The organism is Taibaiella koreensis (genome assembly GCF_003545715.1).
GTDB lineage: Bacteria > Bacteroidota > Bacteroidia > Chitinophagales > Chitinophagaceae > Taibaiella > Taibaiella koreensis.
The window spans coordinates 19,158-44,416 of the sequence record NZ_QVNU01000005.1 but is presented as its reverse complement, the minus strand read 5'-3'; the positions used below and the strand labels follow the sequence as shown (position 1 = coordinate 44,416).

17 protein-coding genes are annotated in these 25,259 nt (G+C 50.7%); 7 read left to right on the top strand and 10 right to left on the bottom strand.

Annotation, left to right across the window (positions count from 1 at the left end; all coding sequences use genetic code 11):
- Positions 1-163: 163 nt before the first annotated feature.
- From DZK30_RS16620 to DZK30_RS16605, 3 genes are all read right to left on the bottom strand, one after another.
- The gene (locus tag DZK30_RS16620) at positions 164-1,441 is read right to left on the bottom strand and encodes a hypothetical protein (RefSeq protein WP_118975302.1); all 1,278 of its coding nucleotides are present in this window, start codon (positions 1,439-1,441) and stop codon (positions 164-166) included.
- A gap of 471 nt (positions 1,442-1,912) precedes the next feature.
- Positions 1,913-2,659 carry a LytR/AlgR family response regulator transcription factor gene (locus DZK30_RS16610; protein ID WP_162903164.1) on the bottom strand — a complete coding sequence of 249 codons (747 nt, stop codon included), beginning with the start codon at positions 2,657-2,659 and terminating at the stop codon, positions 1,913-1,915.
- A complete protein-coding gene (locus DZK30_RS16605) occupies positions 2,634-5,585 on the bottom strand; it encodes a sensor histidine kinase (RefSeq protein ID WP_118975299.1) in 2,952 nt (983 codons plus the stop codon). Before DZK30_RS16605 ends, DZK30_RS16610 begins: the two co-directional genes overlap by 26 nt.
- A gap of 248 nt (positions 5,586-5,833) precedes the next feature.
- On the opposite strand from DZK30_RS16605, the gene DZK30_RS16600 reads away from it, so the two are divergent.
- Entirely contained in the window at positions 5,834-6,115 is a 282-nt protein-coding gene (locus DZK30_RS16600) for a hypothetical protein (protein WP_118975298.1), read from the top strand.
- Positions 6,116-6,260: 145 nt separating this feature from the next.
- Here the strand turns inward: DZK30_RS16600 and DZK30_RS16595 are convergent, their stop codons facing one another.
- The 6 genes from DZK30_RS16595 to DZK30_RS16570 form a co-directional block, all read right to left on the bottom strand.
- On the bottom strand, positions 6,261-7,331 hold the full coding sequence (locus DZK30_RS16595) for an efflux RND transporter periplasmic adaptor subunit (protein ID WP_162903163.1): 1,071 nt from the start codon (positions 7,329-7,331) through the stop codon (positions 6,261-6,263).
- An 8-nt stretch (positions 7,332-7,339) separates the two neighbouring features.
- The gene (locus DZK30_RS16590) at positions 7,340-10,540 is read right to left on the bottom strand and encodes an efflux RND transporter permease subunit (protein WP_118975296.1); all 3,201 of its coding nucleotides are present in this window, start codon (positions 10,538-10,540) and stop codon (positions 7,340-7,342) included.
- Positions 10,541-10,544: 4 nt separating this feature from the next.
- Positions 10,545-11,933, bottom strand: coding sequence for a TolC family protein (locus tag DZK30_RS16585; protein ID WP_118975295.1), 1,389 nt, complete (start codon positions 11,931-11,933; stop codon positions 10,545-10,547).
- Between the two features lie 44 nt (positions 11,934-11,977).
- Positions 11,978-12,304 (bottom strand): hypothetical protein, encoded by a 327-nt coding sequence (locus DZK30_RS16580; RefSeq protein WP_162903162.1) that lies wholly within the window; start codon positions 12,302-12,304, stop codon positions 11,978-11,980.
- Between the two features lie 182 nt (positions 12,305-12,486).
- A complete protein-coding gene (locus DZK30_RS16575; protein WP_118975293.1) occupies positions 12,487-14,040 on the bottom strand; it encodes an MFS transporter in 1,554 nt (517 codons plus the stop codon).
- Between the two features lie 112 nt (positions 14,041-14,152).
- Complete coding sequence (locus DZK30_RS16570) at positions 14,153-15,580, bottom strand: serine hydrolase domain-containing protein (RefSeq protein ID WP_118975292.1); 1,428 nt, start codon at positions 15,578-15,580, stop codon at positions 14,153-14,155.
- Between the two features lie 508 nt (positions 15,581-16,088).
- Here DZK30_RS16570 and DZK30_RS16565 point away from each other — a divergent pair.
- From DZK30_RS16565 to DZK30_RS16555, 3 genes are all read left to right on the top strand, one after another.
- Complete coding sequence (locus DZK30_RS16565; RefSeq protein ID WP_162903161.1) at positions 16,089-16,397, top strand: hypothetical protein; 309 nt, start codon at positions 16,089-16,091, stop codon at positions 16,395-16,397.
- A 129-nt stretch (positions 16,398-16,526) separates the two neighbouring features.
- Positions 16,527-16,733 carry a hypothetical protein gene (locus DZK30_RS26280; protein ID WP_205529474.1) on the top strand — a complete coding sequence of 69 codons (207 nt, stop codon included), beginning with the start codon at positions 16,527-16,529 and terminating at the stop codon, positions 16,731-16,733.
- Between the two features lie 66 nt (positions 16,734-16,799).
- Entirely contained in the window at positions 16,800-18,782 is a 1,983-nt protein-coding gene (locus DZK30_RS16555; protein ID WP_118975290.1) for a T9SS type A sorting domain-containing protein, read from the top strand.
- A 146-nt stretch (positions 18,783-18,928) separates the two neighbouring features.
- On the opposite strand, the gene DZK30_RS16550 is transcribed toward DZK30_RS16555, so the two are convergent.
- On the bottom strand, positions 18,929-22,258 hold the full coding sequence (locus tag DZK30_RS16550) for an ATP-binding protein (RefSeq protein ID WP_162903160.1): 3,330 nt from the start codon (positions 22,256-22,258) through the stop codon (positions 18,929-18,931).
- A 292-nt stretch (positions 22,259-22,550) separates the two neighbouring features.
- Here DZK30_RS16550 and DZK30_RS16545 point away from each other — a divergent pair, with 292 nt between their 5' ends.
- The 3 genes from DZK30_RS16545 (at position 22,551) to DZK30_RS16535 (ending at position 25,256) form a co-directional block, all read left to right on the top strand.
- Positions 22,551-23,057 (top strand): pyridoxamine 5'-phosphate oxidase family protein, encoded by a 507-nt coding sequence (locus DZK30_RS16545; RefSeq protein WP_118975288.1) that lies wholly within the window; start codon positions 22,551-22,553, stop codon positions 23,055-23,057.
- Between the two features lie 180 nt (positions 23,058-23,237).
- The gene (locus DZK30_RS16540) at positions 23,238-24,491 is read left to right on the top strand and encodes a putative DNA modification/repair radical SAM protein (protein ID WP_118975287.1); all 1,254 of its coding nucleotides are present in this window, start codon (positions 23,238-23,240) and stop codon (positions 24,489-24,491) included.
- A 3-nt stretch (positions 24,492-24,494) separates the two neighbouring features.
- Positions 24,495-25,256, top strand: a complete 762-nt coding sequence (locus tag DZK30_RS16535) for a TIGR03915 family putative DNA repair protein (protein WP_118975286.1) — start codon at positions 24,495-24,497, stop codon at positions 25,254-25,256.
- The last annotated feature ends 3 nt before the right edge of the window (positions 25,257-25,259 follow it).

Below are 25,259 nucleotides of genomic sequence, written 5' to 3'. Positions count from 1 at the left end.
AAGGGATAATTTTTGTCCTATTGAACGCAGTCGAAATACGACAAAAATTATTTCTCAAGCCTGTTTACATTTTGACTGCGCTCAATGTGACAGGCTTGAGGCCTTTTGAGACAACCTCTTTTTTGATTTGGCCATCATAAAGCATCGACATTAGCAGAGTGCATCAGCTGGCAGAAGGCCGTAGAGGGACATTCCCTTTGTTAAGCGGAATTTGCCGGTATCTTCGTGCACAGTAAAAAGCGAGCAGCAAGTTGATTATCGCAAACAGTAGTGCGACCGGCCAGTTCAGCCTGGTGATGTTCAGCATTGCCAATGCGAAAATCAGGCTGGCAATAGAGACAAAAGAAAGGAACAAGGCATACAATACCGAAAATAGCGTCGCATGCTTTATGCCGAATGTCCAGCCATAGAAGTAAACCGAACGCAACGGCTCAATTTCCGCCGGGTCTACCCCTGATTGGTATTGCTGCCAGAAATGACGACATTGTTTTAGCATGGCGAAAAGGTTTAAAAGGATAACCAGATTGATCATGCCGCCGAAGATGATGAACTGTAGCAGCGAGATCTGAATTTTCACCAGCGGAAGCTCAAAAAACTGGCCGGCTTCTATCTCGGCCAATTTTTCCTTTGCCGTATTGAGCCTGCTTTGTACTGACCCCAGGTTTTCAAAGGTTGCGCTGTCCAGGTAATGGCTCAGGGCATTCAGGCCTGATTCGCCGATTCGGTCGTCCCCGAATGTCCGCATATCGCGTAATAGCATTTCACTACTAAAGTCCCGGAAAGAAGCAGCACTGTCGGAAAAGGAAAGCGTCTGGCGGAATTCTGCCGAATAAGTGCCTTTCCCTTCAGCCTGGCGTTGCTTGTCCAGGAAAAGCAGCAACAGGGCTGCAGAATCGGCTTTTCCTATCCCTCTGTCGAAGCTATCCAGGTTGATCCCTTTCCCGAATGAAAAGGTGTGCACAAGGGCTTTTAAGGACCGGCGGTCGAGCGATTCGAAACTTTTTCCCGCTTTTTGTGCATAGGCTACGTTACGCAGATCTGCATTATAGCTTGCCAATACCCTGACGCTATAGGAAATGAGCCCTATTGTCGCATCGAGCGTTTTATTAGCAGCGCTACCGGGCAGGGAAGCTTTAAGGCGCATACTCTCCAGGCTGGTTGCAAGACATTGCTGGTACCGGGGTACCGCTTTCTTTTCGAGGTAGGTTTCCAGCGGTCCATTTGTCAGATCATAAAGCACTTTCAGGCTGTCCCAGGGTTGATGAAGGATGGCTGTATTGATATCGACTTCTTTTTTACTTTTTCCTAACTGCAGTTCTTGCTGGAAAAAAGTGACGACAAGGGTCAGGTTGATGACCAAAAGCCAGGTGTTGAGGCTGGATGTCTTTTGCAGGGATGTTTTATACTTATCCTTGATGGCATCTTTTTGTTCTTCTGTCATGATGGTATACCAATTTAGGGGAAACGTTTACATAAGCCATGGACGCATTAGTGCGGCATCTCCAGAGCTGATAATGACTTTCAAATCTGATGATAAAAATAGCAATGGAAGAGGCTGGAAACAAGAGGGGAAATCCTGTATTTGGCTGCGTACATCTACGTGGCCTGAGCCTTTTTTGTATCACCGCTTTTTCAGATCCTTTTCCTATTCCTTCCTCCCTTTCAACCTGGAAATACCTGGTATTATTGCTCCTTATTCACATTCACTGATAGTGTTGGTATGGCTTAACGAAAGGATTGCTGACGCTGAATCCGGCAGATGAAATGATGGTACCAGGGGAAATAGTAACCCATTACCGCATGGCAACGGAAGGAGGATGACCTTACCCTGTGTCATACCCGGAGCGCTGTCGTCCCCGGCTGGTTTGCTACGCGTTCCGGAATGGCCACCGCCGGAGAGTGGGCCTACAAACTACATAGATTTGAGCGCATTCAAAAAATCGTCCCGCTTACGTTGCGATACCGGGATCTGTTGTTTATCGCTCATAGTTACAGTACCGCCGCGTCCACGCTCGTACTGTTGCACGTGTTCGATATTGATCAAATGTCTGTGATGTATCCTCTGGAAGTTGTATTCGTTTAAAATACCTTCAAAAAAGCCCAGCGTGCGGCATACGATCATCTTTTTACCCGTCACAAAGTAAAAGATCGTATAGCAGCCTTCGGCTTCGCACCGGATAATATCGGCAACGGGAACGTACTCATATCCCTGCGCGGTAGGTAATCCGATCCTGGACCTGGTTGCCGGGGGCTGCAGCGATGACAGCAATTTGTCGTAACGTTGGGCTTTCACCTGTTGTTCACAAAGTAGCCGGACCCTGTTCACCGTATGGATCAGCTCATCAATATTAACCGGCTTCAGCAGGTAATCGAAAGCATGCTGTTTAATCGCCTGCAGCGCATAAGTATCGTAAGCGGTTACGAATACGGTATGAAAACCGGGCTTTGGTATCCGCTCAAAAAGGGTAAAACCGTTTTCGATGGGCATATCGATATCCAGCAATACCAGTTGGGGCACATGTTGCTCAATAGCAGGCAGCGCCGCGGCAACAGAAGGAACATCGGCAACGATCGTTACCCCGGGACAGTAGCGTGCCACGAAATTCCTAAGGGTGATCCTGCTGTTTTCTTCGTCATCGATAATTAAGGTTGTCAGCATTGTTTTTATGATTAAAAAGGGGTATGTAAAGAGCAACCAGTGTACCTTCCGGATGGGCGGAAGGCTGTGGCTCATTGACGGTCACTTTTATGGATAGATCATACATCCGGTTCATAGCATCGATGCGCTGGCTGTTCATGCGCATTCCAAAAGAATTATGCCCACGGGTCCTGGTACCCGAAGCATAGCTTATACCCACGCCGTTGTCTTCTATACTGCAAACCAATGCCTCTTCCTGTAACATAAACCGGATCGATAATAAGCCCTTACACGTTTGCAATAGCCGTAAACCATGATTGATCGCATTTTCAACGTAAGGCTGCAACAGCATGGCCGGAATTTGTATGCCTTCGGGCTGAATGCCCGGCTCCATTTCAATCCTGTAAGTAAACATATGCTTAAACCGCATTTGCTCCAGCTCGATATAGATACGCAGCATCGCGAGCTCTTCACTGAGCGGCAGCCAGTGCGACTGGGAATTCTCCAGGGTAAGCCGTATGAACCGTGCAAATGCGGTCATGTAATGGTTGGCTTCCCGTTCGCTGTGCTGGCTGTAGTAAGATTGGATCGCATTAAGGGCATTAAAAATGAAATGGGGATTGATCTGGGCCTTTATCGCTTTCATCTCGAGCTCAGCCAGCTGTTGCCGGTTATGCGCTGCCGCAACGGCCTTTTTGCTTGTGCTTCGGAGATGGGCACGATAAGCCCATGCGATTCCTCCGGCGATCAATAATCCTGTTGTCAGCAGGAATAAGGGATGCCGCCACCAGGGCGGCTGTATGTGCAGAGTAAGCGATGCGGGTTTAAACGACCAGGCGCTATTGGTGCTACGTGCCCAAAGCAACAGGGTATAGGTACCCGGACTTAATGTATTAAAATTGATCGTTCTTGCGGTGGTATATACAGTGTCCTCCGCTCCTCCCAGTAACAGGTATTTGTACAATATAACGGGCTTGCCTGCGAAATGAATAGCGGTATAGGATATTTGTGTGTTTTGTTTCTTATAGGGAAAGGTCATGACTGTTGGGCGGCTATCTGAAAGCACGCTGTCGTTGACGGTCTCGATGTACAGCGCCGGGGGCTTTTCTCCGGTAGTATCCAGGCTATTATATACAACAATGCCTTCGGCTGTAGCCAGGTAAAGTTTTCCGCCCACTTCTATAAAATCATTGATCTTGTTGCCTGTGATCGCACCTGGTAAAGAAACAGGCCGGGCTGTATAATCTCCCTTCAGACCGGGCAGCAGGCGGTACAGGCCTTCTTCGGTACATAACCATACCTGGTTGTCCTTTGCCGTGAATAATTTTTTGCAGAAAACATTATCTCCTTTACCGGCTCGATGCAATTGCACAGGAGGTCCTTCCGGATTCCGTATAAGGAACAAGCCGTTATTACTGGTACCTGCAAATAAATGCCCCTGCTCATTTCGTGTCATACAGGTGATACGGCTTTGCCGGAGCAAGTGGTTAAAACGGTATGGCTGCAGCATCCCTTCTTTATAAAGCGAAAGCCCGCTGGTTCCTCCCAGGCATAACACACCTGTATTGTCCATCGCCATTGCCGTGACCCTTTGTTGCGTTAGCAGGGCTGCAGTGCCCGTTTCGATATTGCAGGCCAGCAATCCTCCTGAAAAACCGGCAAAAAATTGGTCTCCGTTAAGCAAGCCGGCCTTGAACGTATTGCGGTAAAGGCACCGGCGCCTGCTGCTGTGCCGGTCAAGGCTAAACAGTCCCGCATCGCAGCCTATCACCAGCCTGTTCCGGCCCTGGTCATTAAGGAAGAGAATACGATTGGTAAAATCTTTTTCTTCGACGAACAATCGATGTATGCCCTGCCGGTCGATCCGGGTAACATTGCCACGATCGTCGCCTGCGATAAGTCCTCCGGAACTGGCCTGCGTTAAGGTAAGAATATTTTTCCTGTGCAGGCCGGAGCGTTGATCGATAAGCGTCGCATCCGTTTTGGGTTTAAAGTAAACGCCATTGTCCAGTGTAGTCACCCATAAATTGCCTTCCCTGTCTTTCAGGGCCCGGTTGAAATGAGCATCATCCGAGAATGCCTCATCCCTGGCGAAACGTCCGGATGATATCGAATAAAGAAATACGCCTTTGTCTGTACAGCACAACAGTTGGCCGGGCCGGAATGGACTGATCTGGTGTATCCGCGATGGCGCCGCCGTTTTTTTCAATAACCTGGCGCCGCTATCACTTACCTGCCACTGCTCCAGGAAGAAGTGCTCCGCCCGATTTGTATAAAGAAAAAGGTAAGAACCATCATAGAAGCACTCTTCCAGGAGGGATCTTGATATCTGAAACCTGCGGCCGGAATTGAGATGGTATAAATAGGTGTATTTTACCAAATACTCATTATATCCTTCACGAAAATAGTATACGCGACAGGGGCGTTCATCGCCGGTTAAGCTACGGACAGTTATCCCGGGTGGATGGAGCAGCGCCATTCGCTTACCTGCCAGGGCATAGCCGGAGGGCATGGCAAACAAGTCGTCGTACCGGATATCGGCTTCCTCTATTCTCCGGCAAAGAGTGTCATTGGTCCCGTTGTAGACTTTACCGTTCCTAAGGTAGCAGGCTTTGTTGTTAAAGCAGATGAGCCAATAACGATGTTGATCATCTTCCCTTATCCTGAATATTTCCGTATCGGGGAGCCCGTCCCTGATGGAATAATTGCGAAAGGTATTGCCGTCAAACCGGCTGATCCCCTGGTCGGTGCAGAACCATATAAAGCCCTTGCTGTCCTGGTACACGTCATAGATCACATTGCTGGGAAGACCGTCTGCAAGAGTATAGTGGCGCAGGAGCGGCTGGCGCGCCGATAGCGGGTTGCCGGTAAATAAGATAATCGCTAAAAGAAGCCGCTGCAGCGCCATGGAAATCGACTTTATAAGGCAATAATAGAGAAAATGCATATAAAATGCAATGTGTTTTTACCTATGCTTACCGGTGATGTAATCCGATCCGTCAATCCTGTGCACTTATTAGCTGAAAATGCTTACCGGCTTATTGGTACTATGCCGATGACTAAAAAGAGTGGATACTTGCACCGTAAATGATGCCTTCGCTATAAAACAATAGCAGCTCAGGGCAAGCACGCCGAACAATCGCCCCAAGGCGGATGAAAGACAGGGGAGAAATCAAAAAAATAAATTGTCAGATCATGAAAAAAACGAAGATCGTATTGAAGAAAAGATTGTCTCTTGGTAAAAATGAAATTATGAGCCTGAGCGGCATTGAAAGGATGCAGGTAAGGGGAGGAGCGGACACGGGATTGGGCTGCGGTTCCAATGGTTGCAGCTTGGTAGACACGCTTTGTAAAGTGCATATGCCCACCTTTCCTATTCCTGCGAACTGTGTTGTAAAGCCCGTCGACAGCCTTTTCCCCTGTAACCCGGAAGTATCTGTCAATGTTTGCAAGGTGAAGAATCCCGGCTCGGTCTAGGCACGAAGCAAAGTGAGCTTAAGATCTTCTGGAAAGAACACTGAAGATACCGGGTAGCATAAAAAAAGGGAATCCGGATCTGCCGGATTCCCTTTCTGCTGTGAGCACTTTCCGTAGTGCTCCTTGTGTTTGTTCCGTTGACCGGCTAAGGCGCCGACGGTACAATATCTTCATTGGCCGGGGCGATCACCTGGTCGCCTTCCTGCAGTGCACCGTATACCTGCACCAGGTTGCCCGAAACGCTGCCGGCGATCACATTTATCCTGCTGATGTGGTTAGCCACCGATCTGAGCACATACTTTCCCTCCGTTGTGCTTACTACGGCTGTCCGGGGAACGATCAGCCCGTCGGTATCGCCGGCTGTATTGAGGGTTACATCGGCATACATGCCGGGGCTCATCCTACCTTCTTTATTGGGCACATCGATCTCTATCCGCTCATTCCGGTACCGGGTATCGACATTATCCGATCTGCGGCTGATGATGCCGGTCATGGTTTTGCCGGGAAAAGAGCCGAGCGAAAAGGATACGGTATCGTTTTGTTTCAGGGTAGCCGCTTGTGTTTCCGGCACTTCTACCTGCAGGCGCAGCACATCGGTCTGCTTTAGCTCCAGCATGGGTACCCCTTTTTCAGCAGCGCTCACCAGCACGCCGGGATGAATGTTCCGGTCGGTAATTACACCATTGAAGGGAGCCCTCACTTCAAGATAGCCTTGCATAGTCTGCTGCATCTGCCAACTGGCTTGCTCCGCGTGACACACAGCATTATCCGCATCCATTTTGGCTTTGAGCGTCGAAAGATCCAGCGGTGATATGGCGCCGGGCGTGCCCGAAGCCTCGAGCAGGCGCTGGTAATGTTCTTTGTCTATAGCCAGCTCGGCCGCAGCCTTTGCATATTTTTCACGGGCCTGGGCTGCGGACTGAGCCAGCTCCGGGGCTTCCAGCGTCATCAGCAGGTCTCCGGTGCGCACATGGCTGCCGATATCGACATACACTTTCTTTACATAGCCGTTCACTTTCGGGAAAATATTGACTTCCTGGTAGGCGGCCAACTGTGCCGGGAGCCTGAGGCTGGCCGCCAGACCACCTTTGTGCACCGTAGCCAGGGAATAATGCTCCTGTTTTGCTTTATGGGATACAGGCTTTTGTTGCGGGCCCGAGCAGGCTGCAAACAGCAACAGGCCTGGGGCCAATGCGCCGGTGAAATATGATTTCATTTTCAGTGTCATTTTAAATTATCATTTTCGGGTAACAGCGATACCGGTTGGAAGGAAGCTTTTTGCCTTACCCATCCATAAACCAGCGGTACAATAAGCAATGCGGCGAAAGTAGATGCTACCAATCCTCCGATCACGGCGCGGCCAAGAGGCGCGCTCTGATCGCCCGACTCACCCATGCCGCTGGCCATGGGTATCATACCGGCTGTCATAGCCAGGCTCGTCATCAATATGGGACGAAGACGTATTCCCGCTGCAACGGCAGCCGCTTTGAAGGGATCTTTATATTCGAGGCGAAGCGACTCCGCATTGGTCACGATCAGGATCGCATTGGCTACCGATACCCCCACTGCCATGATAATGCCCATATAGGATTGGAGATTGAGCGTAGCTCCTGTAAGCAATAGCAGGAGCATTGCTCCCGCCAGCACCGCGGGTACGGTAGCCAATACGGAAAAGGCTACAGCGAAGGATTGATAATTGGCTGCCAGCAGTAATAGTATTACAACAATGGCGACCAACAGTCCTTTTTGTAGTGCCTCCAGGGTCTCGTTCAGCAAGGAAGACATGCCCTTTATCTCGGTAACCAGCCCTTTGGATGGGGCCCCCATCTTGTCGATCGCCTTTTGTACGGCTTCGGTCGCCGCTCCAAGATCTTTCTTGTAAATATTGGCGCTTACTGTAAGAAAGCGCCTTGGACCTGAACGATCATATTCACCGGGCAAAGTGTCTGTCATGATCTGTGCTACATCCGACAATACCGGCCGGTCCTGTCCTTTGACGAGGGGAATGGACTGCAATTGCTGCACCGAGCTCATCAGGTATTCGGGTACCTGCACCTGCACCTGGTAGGTATAGGCGACCTTACTATCGAGCCACTGGACTTTCTCAGTAAAGCGGCTGGAAGAGGTAGCATCGGTAATGCTGCGGGCCACCTCGTTCAGGCTTAAACCCATCTGGGCCAGCCGGAAACGGTCTACCTGTATCTTTAGCGTCGGAAAATGAAGGGGCTGGGCGATCTGGACATCACGCAGGAAAGGAACCTTTTTTAAGCTGCCGGCAAGCCTTTCTGCATAGTCTTTCAGCGCTTCAAACTGTTTACCGGCGACCCTGATCTCAATGGGCGTAGCAGCGCCCTGCGCCATGATCTTTTCGGTAAGCGCTACGGGCTCGAAGGAAATGCCGACCCCGGGATAATGTTCCCGTATGCTCCGGCGCAAGCGGTCTTTGAAAGCATCTGGGTCCGGCTTATACCCTTCGTCAAGGTTTACCTGCACGAGGGCCTCGTGGGTGCCGCTGTTGAAGATGTAGAGATTGCTGGTACCGTAGCTGCTGGGAATGATACCCACATAAGCCGAACTGATGGCGACCCGTCCTCCACTGATGCTGTCGATGAGCGACAAGATTCCTTTGGTCGTCCGTTCCGTTTGCTCCAGCCGGGTGCCATCAGGCTCGCGGATGCGCAGCTGCAGCTGTCCGTCGTTGGTCTTCGGCAGCAGATCTTTCCCGATAAAGATGAAGCAAAGAGCTGCTATTGCTGTCATGCCCAGCAGGTACAGCATCACGATCGGTCTGCGCCGGCGCATCCGGCGGCTAAGCCCTTCAATAAGCCCTTCTTTCAGGCGTGGAAACAGCTTTTTGTCCGGTTGCTTTTCCTGGTCCTTTTCCCTGTGCCGGTCGATCTCTGCATACTCTTCTTTATCCAGCGCCAGTCCGGCGTGGGCATGGCTCCGGAACAATTCTTCCTTCAGCAGCCAGTTGGCGATCACGGGAACAAGGGTTTGCGCGGCGACAAACGACAGGATCATAGCAAAGCCGATGGACAGCGACAAAGGCAGGAACATGGCGCCCGGCACTCCGTTCATGACGAAAGAAGGTGCAAATACGGCAAGGATGCATAGCAGGATCAACAGCAGGGGGAAAGATATTTCGGAGCAGGCATCCAGTATGGCCTGCCGTTTGGGTTTGCCCATTTCAAGGTGCTGATGAATATTTTCGATCGTTACCGTAGCCTGGTCGACCAATACGCCTATAGCCAGTGCCAGGCCGCTGAGTGTCATGATATTGATCGTTTGTCCGAAGAGGTTCAGGAACAGCAAAGCGCTGAGCACCGATACCGGGATCGTAATGATCACGATAAGGCTGCTGCGCCAGTCTTTCAGGAAGAGCAGCACCATAAGCCCGGTGAGCACAGCGCCCAGCAGACCTTCCGTCGCTAGGCTCTTTACGGCATTGATCACGAATACCGACTGGTCAAAGGCATAGCTGACTTGTACATCGTCGGGAAGCAGGCTGCTCATCTCCGGCAGTTTGGCCTTGAGCGCCTGTACCACGCCCCAGGTGGAAGCATCGGCAGTTTTGACCACAGGGATATATACCGAGCGTTTACCGTTCACTAGTGCATAGTCTACGGTAACGTCGGCGCCATCGGCTACCACGGCTACATCACGTACGAAGACTGTCGCCTGGCCATTGGTAGCTATAGGTATGTCCTCAAAGTCCTTCACCCTTTCTTCCAGGGAATTGACGATGGTCACATACATCAGGTTACCTGACCGGAGATTACCGGAAGGGGTCATGGTGTTGTTCTTTGATATAGCTTCAACCACCTGGTCGGGCGAAACATTGAACTGGCGCAGCTTTGCCGGGTCCACGCTCACGACTACAGAGCGTGAATTGGCGCCAAAGGGCGGTGGGGCCGATAAGCCCTGTACCGTAGCAAACAAAGGCCTGATGCGTGTCGCCGCCAGATCATAGATCTCTTTCAGCGATCTGGTTTTGCTGCTGAATACCAGCTGGCCTACGGGCAGGGAAGAAGCATCGAAGCGGATCACCTGCGGCGGCAGCGCGCCGGGTGGGAAGAATTTGGAAGCCCTGTTTACCTGCAACGCTACCTGGGCCGAGGCTTCCGCCATATTGGTGCTTTCGTAAAAGGAGAGCTTGATGAGCGTAAGCCCCTGCACATTTTTGCTTTCTATATTCTTTATGCCGTTTACATACAGGAACTGGTCCTGCAGCCTTGTGGCAAAGAATCCTTCCATCTGTTGCGGCGACATGCCGCCATACGATTCGATCACATAGATCGTTGGCAGGTTCAGCTTAGGGAAAATGTCTATAGGGATTGTCTTTAAGGCCATCAACGCAAAAAGCAGCAAGCCTGAGAAAAGCACCAGTACAGTAACCGGTCTTTTTAATGCGGTACGTACCATGTTCTTATTTTAAGGATTGGATAAAGGGATCGAGATTGCCGGCTGCGGCCGCCCGGTCCAGCCGGGCGAGGAACCAGTCGGTGAGTATCTGTATCTTGTCGGTTTGCACCTGCCGCAACAAATAGGCTGCGTTGGTAAGGTCCACCAGGTTGCTGATGCCGGCACGGTACTGTGCGAGTTTCTGCTGGTACAATGCGCCGGCCGATTCCAGCTGTACCGGTATTTCCGCTATATTCCGGTCGATCACCGATATAGCTGCTTCTGCTTTGGCCTGCGTGGTCTGGAGTTGCAATTGTTGTTCCTGGAGCGCGTAATCTCCCTCCAGCCATTGATAATGGTTGATCGCCAGCTTATCGCGGCGGTGAATGATATCGGTCAGGTTATAAGTCAGGGCCAGGCCCACACCATAATTAAGGCGGTTGTACACAAGTCCCGAAGTAAGCGTACCGTAGGTATCGTGTGCATCAATGCTGCTGCCTCGCCCCCATAGTCCGCCGACCAGCAGGAGTCGGGGTACATAACTCCTCCGGATCAGGCGCTCCCGGCTCAGCAGGGAAGCCTGTTCTTTCCGGAAGTAGTCAAGCAGCGGATGCGTTTCAACGTCGGGTGTTCCGTATATGGTCCCGGCATTTTGCTGCGTGCCGTATCGCTCAAGGCTGGTATCGATATAGAGGCTTTCGGGCTGTATCCCGGTCAGGTACGACAGTTCTTGTCTGAGCTGCGCAATATCGCCGCTACGGTCGTTGCGGGTTATTCTTGCTTTGGAAAGCTCCGTCCGCATCTGGGCCGTGTCCGATCCTGCCCGGAGGCCGGCCCTGGCCTGCGCCCTGATGATCGTTAGCAAGGTATCATAGCGTGCGACATTGTCCTGCTCTATGGTCTGTTGCTGATAGGCTTTAAGCAGGCTAAAATAAGTGCGTGCCGTTTGCAGGGTCAGGAGGTAGCGTTCGCGCAGCAGGTCGGCGCCGGCAAGTTGTACCCCGGCCTGCGCATTACTGGTCCTGGCCTTATTGAGCCCGAAATTGGCGAGCTCGTACTCGCCGTAAAGCATAGCGATATTGCCGGAAGCGGCCTCGTAATTGTTGCCGGCGCGTATGGCGCCCGAGGTCGAGATCGCGCCGGTAGGGAAATAGGTCCCGGGTTCGCTATTGGCCGTAGCCAGCGAAACCTGGTCCTGTATTTTTATCGAAGGGAGTGCTGTATGCCGGGCATCGGTAACGGCAGCCTGCATGCGGTTTATGACCGCTTGCTTTTGCAGCAGGGCAGGCCGGTTGCTCCGGGCGGCCCGCACAAGATCCTGCAGGCTTGAGATGCTTTGTGCGGAGGCCCTGCTCCACAGCAGCAATCCGATGCCGGCTACCATACAGCACTTCCATGCAGGGGAAGCGTGCATAAGGGGTTTTTAGGAAAAAGAAATGAAAATGATTATTGTCCGGATCAGGCAACAACCGGTGGACCACGCATCGTATGTGCCAGCACCACATTGAAGAGCAGGTAGGTCGTAGGATGGCCTATCCTGGCAGGCTCAGTATATACAATTGCTTCAGGGGAAATCGTGTATTGCCGTCCGGGAAGCGTCATGCATTCTGGCTGAAAACGTTTGTTCGGTCGGAAAACACATTTGTGTGGACTTGCTCCGCCATCGTGCCGGCTAAGGACCAAAGCTTTTCCCATTTTGCTGGCTTCGCTTTTTTGCCAGCAGGCAAAAGAAGCCTGGCTATTGTTGTCTGTTCCCGAAAACAAGATGCCGGACAGCTGTATCACAAATACAGAAAGGTATGCCAGCAGCGCTGAAACCTGTTTCAGGTGCAGGATACAAGCTTGAAATCTGTAGTTGAAGGTCATGGCAGCCAATGAAGAACGCCACAAAAGTAATACGAACCTGGTGGAAGCCAACCCAACCGATTGTTAAGCGCAGATAAAATTTTTCCGGCCGCAGCCCATCATCAGGGTAAGGTGCTTTTATTATCTTTTACGGGCACTTTCCGTATAAGCAGTATGACGCACAATACGCCGGCATAGCATACCAGCGCCGAGATGAGCAGGATGCGGGAATAGACTGCAATGAAGGATTGGTGATAATATTGTCGTACGATGGCTTGCTGTTGCACGGAAAGGATAGCAGGGGCCCGGGCATCGCCAAGGTTGGCTGCTTGTGCCAGGATTGCCACCCGCTCGGCCTTACTGAAGGCGTCGGGCGGCAGCTGACGGGCCAGCGCATGGTTGAAGAGGAGGACGGCCATGGCCCCGAAGACCGCATTGGCAAAGACATTGGAGATGCGCGTGAGGGCGTTGTTGACACCGGACGCCACACCGGAATAGGCATCGCTTACCGATCCCATGACGGTGGCCGTAAGCGGCGCCACTGTAAGCGCCATACCCAAGCCGAACACGAATATACCCGGGAAAAAGCTGGTCCAATAATCCTTTACACCTGCGGTTTGCCCCACAAAGGAAAGCAGCAACAAGCCGGTGCCTGCAATGGCGGGACCGGCGATCAGGAAGGGGCGGGAGCCGTATTTGTCGGCAAGATTGCCGGAAAACCGTGCCAGCAGGATCATCAGCAAGGTAAAAGGTAAAAAGGTAAGCCCCGATTGCAGTTGACTGTAGCCCTGCACCTGCACCAGGTTAAGTCCCAGGAACAGCATACCGGCGCCCAGGCCTGCATAAAGGAAGAAGGTAAGGAGGTTGACGCCGCTAAAGACCCGGTTTGCAAAAAGCTTTAGCGGCATCATCGCATGCCGGCTTTTTTTCTCGATAAAGATAAACGTAATAAAAAGGAGGATACCCGCAACCAGGCTCAGGTATACCTGTGGGTGCGCTAGCCCCAAAGCGGGCATACGCAGAAACCCGAAGGTGAGGAATGCCATGCCCGACGCTATCGCTATGGCGCCGGCTATGTCGATAGCCTTGTCCTCATCTGTTGACCTGACCTCTGTTACATTTTTCCATAAGATCAGCAGTGCCGCGGCGCCGATAGGCAGGTTGATGAAAAAGATATAGCGCCAGAGCCCCGCATCGCCCAGGGCTCCGCCTAAAATAGGTCCGCCCAGGGTAACTGCCGTGGTTACCGAAGACCAGGTACCGATGGCCTTTCCTCTTTCCTGTTCATGTATCGATGAGGAGATCAGCGACAGGCTGCCCGGGATCATGAAGGCGCCGCCCAGCCCCTGCAGCAACCGGAACAGGATGAGCTGGAATACGCTGCCGGCAAAGCCGCAGAGGGCCGAACCGGCAACAAATATGGCTATGCCATACATAAAAACCTTCTTGCGGCCCAGCTTATCGCCCAGCGATCCGCCCACCAGGATAAGCGATGCGAGCATAAGCAGGTAGGCGTTCAGTATCCAGAAAATATCGGTACCGGTAGCGTGGAGACCGCTTTGCAGGGAGGGAAGCACCACGTTGAGCGCGGTACCATCGATAAAGGCCATGGCAGAAGCCATAATGGCGGCGGTCATGATCCAGGCGCCTTCGCGGCTTTTGAGCGCAACGGTCATTGGTCTTGGTTTAGGCCTCCTAAAGTTACGGGACTATTTTTGAATAATATAAAGATACGAGGCCGGTCCACGGTTGTTGACCAGGACCGGCCTTACGTACATTCAGTTATTATTATTCCCCAACCTTCCTTATACCGCTACCCACCACGGTACCGCCCTGCAGCATTTCAAGCTTCATGCCGCCATTTGCCATCATGGTAAACCGCATGGTCCCGTCTGCCCCGTTGGGTCTGAGCGCACTAAATTCGTTATCGGCAACGGGGAAAAAGCGCATATCCCATTCACCGCTTTTGGCATTATAGAATAAGTGACCGTCATGACAGGTGATGATGTGGGCGTCTGCTTTGTCTTGTTCGTCTGCGTAGACGCCGGTAAACTTTTGGATGGCGGCTTCCGGCAGCGCAATCTTTCTCCGGTACTTGCCTGTTACCGGTTTCCCGTCCAGTATCTGGGTAATATTTTCAAAGGGAAAGACGCCTGTTTGCAGGTTTTCAAGAATAATGATCGTCCTGTCTTTGATCATATTATGGGAAATAAGTGATACATAGCCATCCCAATTTCCGGTATGTCCAAAGGAAAATTTCTTTTCGCCTTTGGAGAGGTTAAGTCCGAAGCCATAGGCGATAGCTTCGCCACCAGTAGTTTGGGTTATGGCTGTCATCTCGGCAAACTCGGCCGGAGTAAGCAACGTATGGTTCTTTAATGCAGTAACCCAGCGGTAAAGGTCTTCGACATTGGCATTTACTTTTGCAGCACCTACGATACCATCGGCAAAATAAGCCGTACTGTCAGGGAATGCAGCGTTTTCTGATATCACTTTGGTAAGAGAATACTTGTCCCAGATGTAACCTGTGGCATAATTCTTAATGCTCTGCGGCTGCTGCCGCCGGTTGTAGACGAAGGTATGCCGCATGCCCAGTGGTGTAAAGATGTTCCTAGAAAGGAAATCGCTATAGCTCATGCCGGATACCCGCGCTATGATGCTTGCGAGGAAGACGTAGTTATTGTTGTTGTATTGGTGCCTGCTTTTAGGGGCAAACAAGAGAGTGTCTTTCCTAGCCGCACAATAGCGGATCACATCTTCGTTAGTGGCAATGTGGGCTTCCTGCCGGTTTTTGACGAGGTCTGCAGTGTAGTCGTTGGGAATACCGCTGGTATGCCGCAGCAGGTCGGCGATGGTTACCTTATCCCAGAAGGCCAGCTCGGGCAGGTATTTCGAAACCGGGTCTTCATAACGAAGCTTGCCCTCTCTTTTGAGCAATATGATCGCCATTGCTGTAAAGGGTTTGGAGCAGGAAGCCAGCTCAAATATAGTTTGCGGATCATTGTCGTGATGGCTGCCGGTTTCATTATTGAAGCCATAGCCTTTTTCAAAAATAACCTTCCCTTTTTCGGCTATGAGTACACTGCCGTTGAACTGGTTCTGGGTGTGGAGTAGGGAAAAAATGCTGTCAAGCTGTTTCGCTTGCTTTTCCTGCCGGCCGGAGCAGATCGTGGAAAGAAGGAGGAGTAAAAGCAATAGGAACGGGGTATTTGTCATCTGTTTTTTGATTTGAATTTCAGGATATGACTATCTACCTACAGCAATTGACCTTGTCATAAACCGATACCTAAGGGAAGCTGTCATGAGCATACCTGATGCAATCCCTTTCAGAAATGGTTGCCGGTTCGCAGCCTGATGGTTGATGTCCTTCGCTGGTAAGCGGCCTTGTTGTGACACTGAATTACTGTAAATAAATGGTCGGTTTTTAAAAAATTGGCGATTGGTTTTTTTGAAGTTTAAATACCTGGTATTGTTAGGGTTTAAAATGTACGAATTAATTCGTAGCAAACGTACGATAAATTTCGTACCATCCAAATTTTTTTTGCACCACACTATTTTTTAAAGGAAAGAGAGGGGCTTATGCCGGCAACACTCATGGTTTCTATGGAGTGCTTAAAATAGCGGTTTCCCTTTATTGCCGGCATCTTGTTTTTGTCCGACATTAGTGGTTCGTTCTTTACCGCTGATGAGCATAAATATCGTACCTAAACCCGCTAAACCGAATATGCTAGCCAGAACTTTCCTCTTTGCTGTGGTCCTCCTGTTTGCCGCGCCGGCGGCGATGTATGCCCAGCAGTTCAAACAAAGGCAGCAGGCTTTGTCTGTGGCGATAAAGCAAGCCTACCAAAAGAAAAAGATCACGGAAACAGAATACCAGAAGCTTTCCAGGGAGCAGGAAGAGATCGGCTATGCGATTGAAAGAGCAGAGGGGGATAGCTACCTGACCGCCAAAGAAAAAAATACTATTCATGCCAAGTTGAACCGGGCAGAGAAAAGGCTGCGCAAATACAAGACCAACAGGGAAGTCTACTAAGGCTCCGGAAATGATGATTGCTCCCATCGCAGACCGGGACATACAGCGGCGGCCACTGTATGAAATCTGCAGCGTACTGCTTTAATTTAGCATTTTGGGAAATTCTAATTCCAAAGGTTCAAATTCCAATTGCCCACTGCCAATTACTCATTGCCCACTACCCACTACTCATTGCCCATTGCCAACTGTCCACTGCCCATTACCCACTACTCATTGCCCAATACCCAATACCCAATACCCAACACGACGCCCACCGACGACCCCAATACCCAGGACCGATCTGCTTACTGCTTCTATTGCCCTTTCCTGTCTTTTGCCATGTTATTTTTTGAGTAAAACAATAATCAGCACAGCAAAGACACACTTACCATTTATCACTATTTTTCAACCAAACCAAAAATTATGAACATCAAATTCAATCTTCGCACCATGCGGCTAGGACTGTTGTTTGCTTTTGCCGGGGCTATGCCTGCTGTCGCGCAGGACCTGTCATTTACCGACGCTTATCCTTCCCGCCTGCCCCTTTCCAGGACGGCAAACAATAATAGCAATATGATCATTACCCGCTATTATAGCTCGACTATCGGCACCAGCCGTTCGCTGGATTATCTTATGGCAAGCAATGTAACCGAGAATAAACTCGCTGTGAAACTAACCGCTCTGCGTCACGACGGAACGCTCATATGGAGCAAGGTGTATAAAAGCGAGGTTGTGGGCCAGCAGCGGCGTTGTTTTGCCATAAGCTACAATGCACAGTTCAATAGCTATGTGCTCACCGGATACCAGGCCAACTTAAGGACCAACAGGGACGACCTCTGGCTGATGGAAGTCGATGCGCTGGGTAACGTGATACAAGACTTTAATCTATCGGCCGATAGTATACCCTGCAGCTACTTCCCGGGGCCTGGAGAGATTGGCCTGGGCTCTTTATGCACTTCGTTCCGGTTCCCCAGTTTTTACGGCCTGGATATACTCCAGGTAAAGGCCGATCCCGATAGTACGCAGAATGGCGACTTCGTAGTGACCGGCTTTCTCAGTGACAAACCTTCCGTTACAGAGTATGGGACGGGTAAACGGAGCTTTGTGTGGCGCTTTGCTTTCGACAGGAATCCCGCAGCGCGCTCTCCCATCAAGACCAAATACCTGAAGGTATTCCACGGCACCAATACCAATAGCGACGAGCCCAATACCTTCGATCTTACCTCCGATGTGGAAGAGATACCGGGCCTGGGACTGCTGTTGCTGGGACATAAAGGAGGTCCGCCACGACGCTCGATCGATCTTAATCCGCCGCTGACCCGTCATGCCTACTATGCCCTGATGCACTACAACGGCGGCGGCAGCTCAGTGGTAAGCCCCACTGTTTTTTCTTATGTCTATTCATTCGACGAGAGGGAAGCCAATGTACGAAGTGTGCTGGGTAGCGACGGTTACCTGTACATGCTGGGCTACTATCATCCCAAAAAGGCCTTTACGCTGATGCAGATGAAACCGGCATCGGGCGCCATTGGTTTCCAGAATGTATATTATACCAACAACACTCCGCCACTGCCGGCTTTTAGTATGTACCAAAGCCAGAATGCGCCCGATGAGCTGGTGATCATGGGCTATAGGGTAGGCGACGATAAATCGATGGGAGGCGACTACGTCCATCCTTATACCATTAAAGTGAGCCATTCCGGTACCCTGTTGAGCAATTTCAACCTGGAAAAGATCTATAGCGCCGGCTATTCCGATTATGCGCCCGCAGGTACGGTAGACTACTTCAGGCCTTTTGAGAACGGCAGCCTGCCCATAGCGTCGACACCTAATATAGGCTTCCTCAACCGGCACCCGGAGTATGATGATGCGGCTGTTACCGGCGCCCTGCTGGATACCGTGCCCGCAATATTCCCGCGCTATCACGCTACCGTTTCCGGTTTCCGTTTTGTTACCGATAAAGCAGAGTGTAACCCTTACCAGCAGGTATCGCTTAGCAGCCAGGTGGATCTGACGCCTTCTGCATTCAAGTTTGCGATCAATAACATTAAGTTCGACATTGGGGGAAACAGACCCACTGTGAGAATAGAATCCAGCTACCTTACCTGCAAAGACATTACCACCGGGGAGGCATCCGAGGCCAAGTCCGGATCGGCAAAGATCCCGGCTTCAGATGAAGTCATCAGCATCTATCCCAATCCGGTTACGAACATGTTGCATGTAATGGTAGAAAAGAAAGGAAGATATACCTATAGCATCAGTACCGTAACCGGAACCAAAGTGGCATCGGGTAGCTTCGAAGACCGTGGCGCCATAGCAACCGGAGAGCTTGCAGGAGGTATGTATTTTATCCGGGTCGTTCCGGCAGAAGGCGCGCAGCAGGTGCTGAAGTTCCTGAAGCAATAGCGTGATCCGTATCGTTTTCATAAGTGCATTCCGGAAATCACCGGGCACGGGGTGTGTTGGTGGCTATGTTGAAGATCCCTGGCATAATAGCCAGGGATTTTTGTTGTATGCCGGCAAAAGGGGAAATGGCGACAATTAATCCGGGTTCAGGACTCCTTGCCCGCAAGAGGCAGGGTGAACCAGAAGCGTGAGCCTTTATCTTTGTTGTTTTCCACGCCAATCTCGCCACGATGTCTTTTGATGATCTCCTTGGAAATATAAAGACCGAGGCCCAATCCCGAGAAATTTTTACCGGATTCATCCACGCGGAAAAACCGTTCAAATACCATAGGTAATTTATCGGCAGGGATACCGATCCCTTCGTCTTTAATGGAGATATGTAAATTGTTTTGCCTGGTCTCGGCCCTGAGATAAACAGTGTCAGCATCCGGCGAGTACTTGATCGCATTGGAGATAAGATTGTTCAACACCTGCTCGAGCCTGCTTCTGTCGGCAATCATGTTAATCGAAGTGTCGCCCTGAAGCAGTATTTTGTGGCTGTTCTGAGCACGGTGGTGCTGCTCTATAATATCGTCGAGCATATCCCCCAGGGAGAATTGTTCGGGGTAAAACTTTATTTTACCGGCCTGGATGCTGGACACATCGAGCAGATCGGAGACCAGGAGGACCAACCGGTCCATTTGTCTGGCAGCCTTACCCACAAAGCCTTTTAGCGTATCATCAAGAAATTCTGATCTTTCCAATATCTGGATAATGACCTTCATGCTGGTGAGCGGCGTTTTGAGCTCGTGGCTGGCAATGCTCAGGAACTCATCCTTTTGCCTGACCAGCTCGCGCATTTCTGCAGCACTCTTTTGCGCCCTGCTGCGCGCATTGACCAGGTCTGTAATCTCATGCGCCAGTACAATAACGCCCGATATAGATCCGTCGGGCTCATGCAAAGGCTCATAGATGAACTTGACAAAAAGCTTATCCAATTTCCCTTTGCGCTTTATGGCGATCTCTTTTTCGTTGGTTACATAACGCTCTCCCGTATAATAAACCCTTTGCAGCAAAAGATCGAAGCCCTGGCCCTCCAGTTCGGGCATAGCCTCCATAAGGGGTTTAAAAAGCACCTCCTCCAGCTGCCGGTCCCAGATCCGGAGCACAAGCTCGTTGGCCAGCTCGATAATGAATTGCGGGCCCCGTAAGATAGTAATAGCCATAGGGGCGTTGATGAAAAGCTGTCGTAGTAACTCCCCGGTATGATTGCGCGCTCTGGCGATGCTGATCTGCGAGCGTACTTTAATCAGCAATTCTTTGGCAGAGAAGGGTTTTACCAGATAGTCGTCAGCGCCGGTTTCCAGGCCTTCCATTTTTGCTTCCTCACCCGCTTTTGCCGACAACAGGATGACTGGTAGCCGCAGCTTGTTCACGTCCGAACGTATTTTTTTGACCAGTTGGTGCCCGTCGATATGAGGCATCATGATGTCGCTGATCACCAGGTCGGGCCGTATATCATCCAACTGGTCTATGGCTTCGAGACCATTACCTGCGGTAAACACAGTATAATGATCTTCCAGCAGCCGTCTCAGATAAGCCTGCATGTCGGCATTATCGTCAACCACTAGTATCCGCGTATTTTTATCCGATGGCTCTTTGTCTGCTGGGGTGCTGGTCATGGCCTTGTCGCCACCCAGGAGCGAAGCCGCTTCGTTGATGAATGTCCCTGCCAGGAGTGAATTCCGCCCCTGGTAGCCTACCGCTGTTTCTTCTCTTACATGCTCTGGTGGGAGGTGCTCTTTGCCCGACGGTATCGTAACGGTGAACGTGCTGCCCTTGCCCTCGGTACTGCTGATCCGTATATTTCCTTTATGTATCTTAACGAGTTCATGAATGAGGGACAAGCCAATGCCTGTGCCCTCATGGGTGCGTCCGGCACTGCCCTCAACACGATGAAAACGCTCAAACATACGGGGAAGCTCCGTTTCAGGTATGCCGATGCCGGTATCCTGCACCCGCAGGACAATCATGCTCTCTTTCTCCTGCAAGCTAAGCGTCACACTGCCTTCCATCGTGTACTTGAATGCGTTGGAGAGCAGGTTAAGCACAATCTTCTCCCACATTTCATAGTCGATATACACCGGGAGGCTTACTGTATCGCATTGTACCCGGAAGGCAAGGCCGGCCTTCTCCATCACGGAACGGAAGCCGCTGGCCAGGTCCCGTGTGATGGTCGCGATATCTTCCGGGCAGAACCGTGCTTGTATCCGTCCGGCTTCGATACGGCTAAATTCCAACAAGCTGTTGACCAGCCTCAGCAAGCGTTGCGCATTGCGGTAAATCGCGTCGGCATATGCTCCGAAAAACGGCGGCAGCGCTTCATGTTGTAGCTTGATCAGCTCTTCTACCGGCCCTAGCATGAGGGTCAGCGGCGTTCTGAACTCGTGGCTGACGTTATTAAAAAATGCTGTTTTCGCCCGGTCGATCTCCATCAGCGATTCAATATGCCTGCGCTCTTCTTCAATAGCTCTTACATTGCTGATGCCGGTAGCTATCTGATCGGTGAGCAGCTCAAAAAAGCTGGTATACCGCTCATTGAGCAGCCGGTAAGGGTTCATACCGACTACCAATACGCCATAGGCCTGTTTTTTGCTGCTTTGTGCTATAGGCAGCACAAGCACCTGATGGGGCGGGATGCTCCAGGCGCCACCGGGCAATGAAGCATCCTGTACCGGAATTGTTCTGGCTTTCAGATCGGCGACCACTTCGCCGATCTGAAAGGATGACGCTTCGCCCGGCGAAAGGGCCATTGGAAAAGTACCTTCAGCAAGATTGCCGGTATGCATGGTGCACAGAATCTGCTCCTCGGCCACACGGTAGAGTAAGGCGAAGGGGAAGTCCCAGGGATTATCCTGTATTACTTTTATAGTGCTGTTGTAGATATCTTCATCTGTTTTGCTGTCGATAAAGCCTTTGCTCAGGTCTTTCAGGGTACGGAGCTCCCGGTCGTTGAGTATGCGTTCGGTATCGTCGGTATTGGCGCAGATAATACCTTGCGGCATACCATCGTCGCCGGGTACGGGGCTATAGGAAAACGTATAATAGGTTTCTTCCGGATAACCGTTACGTTCCATGATCAGCAGTAGCGATTCGTCGTAAGTGCCTTCGTTGGTGGTCAGGGCGGTTTCGGCCCTGGGCCCTGCCTGGTCCCATATCTCCCGCCACACTTCCCTGGCCGGCTTCCCCATAGCCCAGGGATGTTTGCCACCCACGATCGACCGGTAAGCCTCATTGTAGATATTGATCAGTTCTTTGCCCCACCATACAAACATGGGTTGCCGTGAGGTAAGGATGATCCGGACACAGGTTTTAAGGCTTTGCGGCCAATATGCCGGATCTCCCAGGGAAGTTTGCTCCCAATCCAGCGTTCGCAAAAGTGCTCCTGTTTCCCCGCCGCCTTTAAGGAAATTCAATCTTGGATCGGTTTTTTTCATGTTGTCTGCCATTGGCTCTGGATAGCGCAGTCTGTACGCAAACTTACTAACCGACAGGGAATAAAGGAAAATAATAAAACGTGCTTTAACGACTGATTGTGAAGACCAAACGCTTTTTGCCGGGTACTTTAACAAATTCCTTTGGATAACATAAAGTGTTCTCATTTGGTTGGAACAATCGGTAAGTTTTGATCATTATATAGCGCGGCAGTCCTGGAGACCGAAACATTTTGCCGCATAGCTTGTTCTTTTTATAAGCACTTTCATTTCACGATTTATAGCTAAAAAAATTATGAGCACAGAAAATTTGCACCATCGCGAGGCGATTGATAAGCTAAAAGCAATGATCGATAAGATCGATATTGGTATGCTTTGCTCCCGGTTGACAGATGACGACTATGTCTACGCAATCCCCATGAGCCGGCAGGAGGTGGACGACGAAGGCAATATCTGGTTCCTGTTCTCTTCGGATAGCGATAGTTTTCAAAACCTTCAGAAAAACGATAAAGTAAGCCTGCTGTTCTCGGATACCAGGGACTACAATTTTTTATCTGTTAATGGCGTGGCGGAAGTATCGCGCGATGAGGCCCGGATAGACAAGTACTGGAACAAAATGATCGCGGCATGGTTTGAGCAAGGCAGGGCAGACCAGCGCATCAGGGTATTGAAGGTGGTTCCGAAGGAAGCGCATTATTGGGACAATAAAACCAATAAGCTGGTCACCATTTTAAAAGTAGCCGTTAGCGCCGTTTCGGGAGCGAAGCTGGATATTGGCCGGGAGGGAGATCTGAATCTGTAAGAAATACATGGGATATTTTACGCTTTTATAAAATACCTTCGCCAGATGAAATCCTTTCTGGTGAAGGCTTTTCGGCGGGTATCAATGGCTGCGTATGGGGGAAAAATCTTCGGGAATTTACCTCTGGCGATGGTATATTTGGATCAATAAGCAGATGTTGCTTACCTTAAAGAAACAGGTGTGGACAGAATAGAAGAGAAGTTGAAGATCTTGGCGGATGCTGCTAAATATGATGTTAGCTGCAGCTCAGGTGGCAGTACACGAAAAAATACCGGTGGTGTAGGCGATGCCTCCGTTTCAGGTATCTGCCATACGTATACAGAAGATGGTCGTTGCGTTTCCCTGCTCAAGATACTGCTGACGAACCATTGCATTTTTGATTGTGCTTTTTGTGTTAGCCGCAAAAGCAACGACATAAAGCGGGCCGCTTTTACCGTAGAGGAGGTAGTGGACCTCACCATGAATTTTTACCGGAGGAATTTTATCGAAGGCTTATTCCTTAGCTCGGGTATTTTTAAGAACGCCGACTTTACTATGGAGCGTTTATTACGCATCGTAAAAAAGCTGCGTACCGAAGAGCGATACAACGGCTATATTCATCTCAAAACGATTCCCGGAGCCAGCGCAGAACTGGTAAAGGAGGCGGGTTTATATGCCGATCGCATGAGCATCAACCTGGAATTGCCTACAGAAGCGGGTCTGAAGATGCTGGCACCGGAAAAGGATCATGAATCCGTCAAAAAGCCCCTGGCGCTGGTCAACGACCAGATAAAGGCGTACCGGGAAGAAGGGGCCTTGTCGCGATATGTGCCTCACTTTGTTCCGGCAGGCCAAAGCACGCAACTGGTCGTGGGCGCTACACCCGAGACGGATTACGAGATCATGAATGTGGCGCAGACATTCTATAAGGATTACCAGCTGAAGCGGGTATATTACAGTGGCTATATACCCATTAACAACAACAACACCTTATTACCATCTGTAGGAACAGCGCCACCCCTGCTGCGGGAAAACCGCCTTTACCAAACCGACTGGCTCCTGCGCTTTTACGATTTCAGGCTGGAAGAGATACTGGATGCTGGTCATACACAGCTTGATCTGGATATTGATCCCAAGCTGAGCTGGGCGCTGCGCCATCCTGAATTTTTTCCGGTAGATATCAATGTAGCGGCATATAAGTCTATTATAAGGATCCCTGGTATCGGCCGGCAGTCGGCGACGAAGATCGTGCAGGCCCGTCAATTCGGCCGGCTTCACGAGTACCAGTTGCGCAAAATGGGTATCGCCTTTAACCGGGCCCGGCATTTTATGCGTTGCGCCGATACGCCCATCACCTTAGGTCATCTTTGTATGGCCAAAGTGAAAAGCCTGATCCTGGAGCAGGCGCATAGTAAATACCAAAATAAAACGCCGGCGCAGCTAAGCCTTTTTTGAGAGATGTATTATGTGTTTGACGGCAGCTATGCCGGTTTCCTTTGTGTGGTATTCGAAAGCTTTGAAAGGAAAGCGTTCGACACTATCCCCATAACGGCAAGTGTTTTCCAAAGCGATTTTTTCCGGGAGCATCGGGAAGTCCTAACCGATGCGATGAAGGCGAAGCGTGTGCAGCAGGGCCTGGCCCGAAGACTGGGGGAGGAGCGCGCCCGCGATTTTTTTCGTGTGTTCCTGTCTGAAGATCCGCAAGCCTGGTTGTCGGCCTATAAGATTATGCTGCAGTTATTCAGGGGCGACACTGGCATCCTCGGCAATTATGGGGATACCGATGTGCTGTACTTCGCGCAAACGCTGAAAAAAGTGGATCGTGAACGCCATCGCTGGAAAGCCTTTACCCGTTTCAGCAAAAGTAACGACGGCCTGTATTTCGCGGTCATTGAGCCGGATTACAACGTGCTGCCGTTGGTGACCGGTTTTTTCCGGAAGCGCTATGCCGACCAGGCCTGGCTGATCTACGATGTAAGCCGCCATTATGGTATCGCTTACGATACCCGTTCCGTGTCGGAGGTACAGATGACGAAGGAGGAGGAGATTGCATTGCCGCAGGTATCGATTACGATCCTGTTAGACGAACGGGATGCCTTTTTTCAGCGGTTATGGCAACAGTATTTCAAGAGTACGAATATCGAGGCCCGCAAAAACCTGAAGCTGCACCTGCAGCACGTGCCCAAACGTTATTGGAAATACCTGCCTGAGAAGCAATAACAC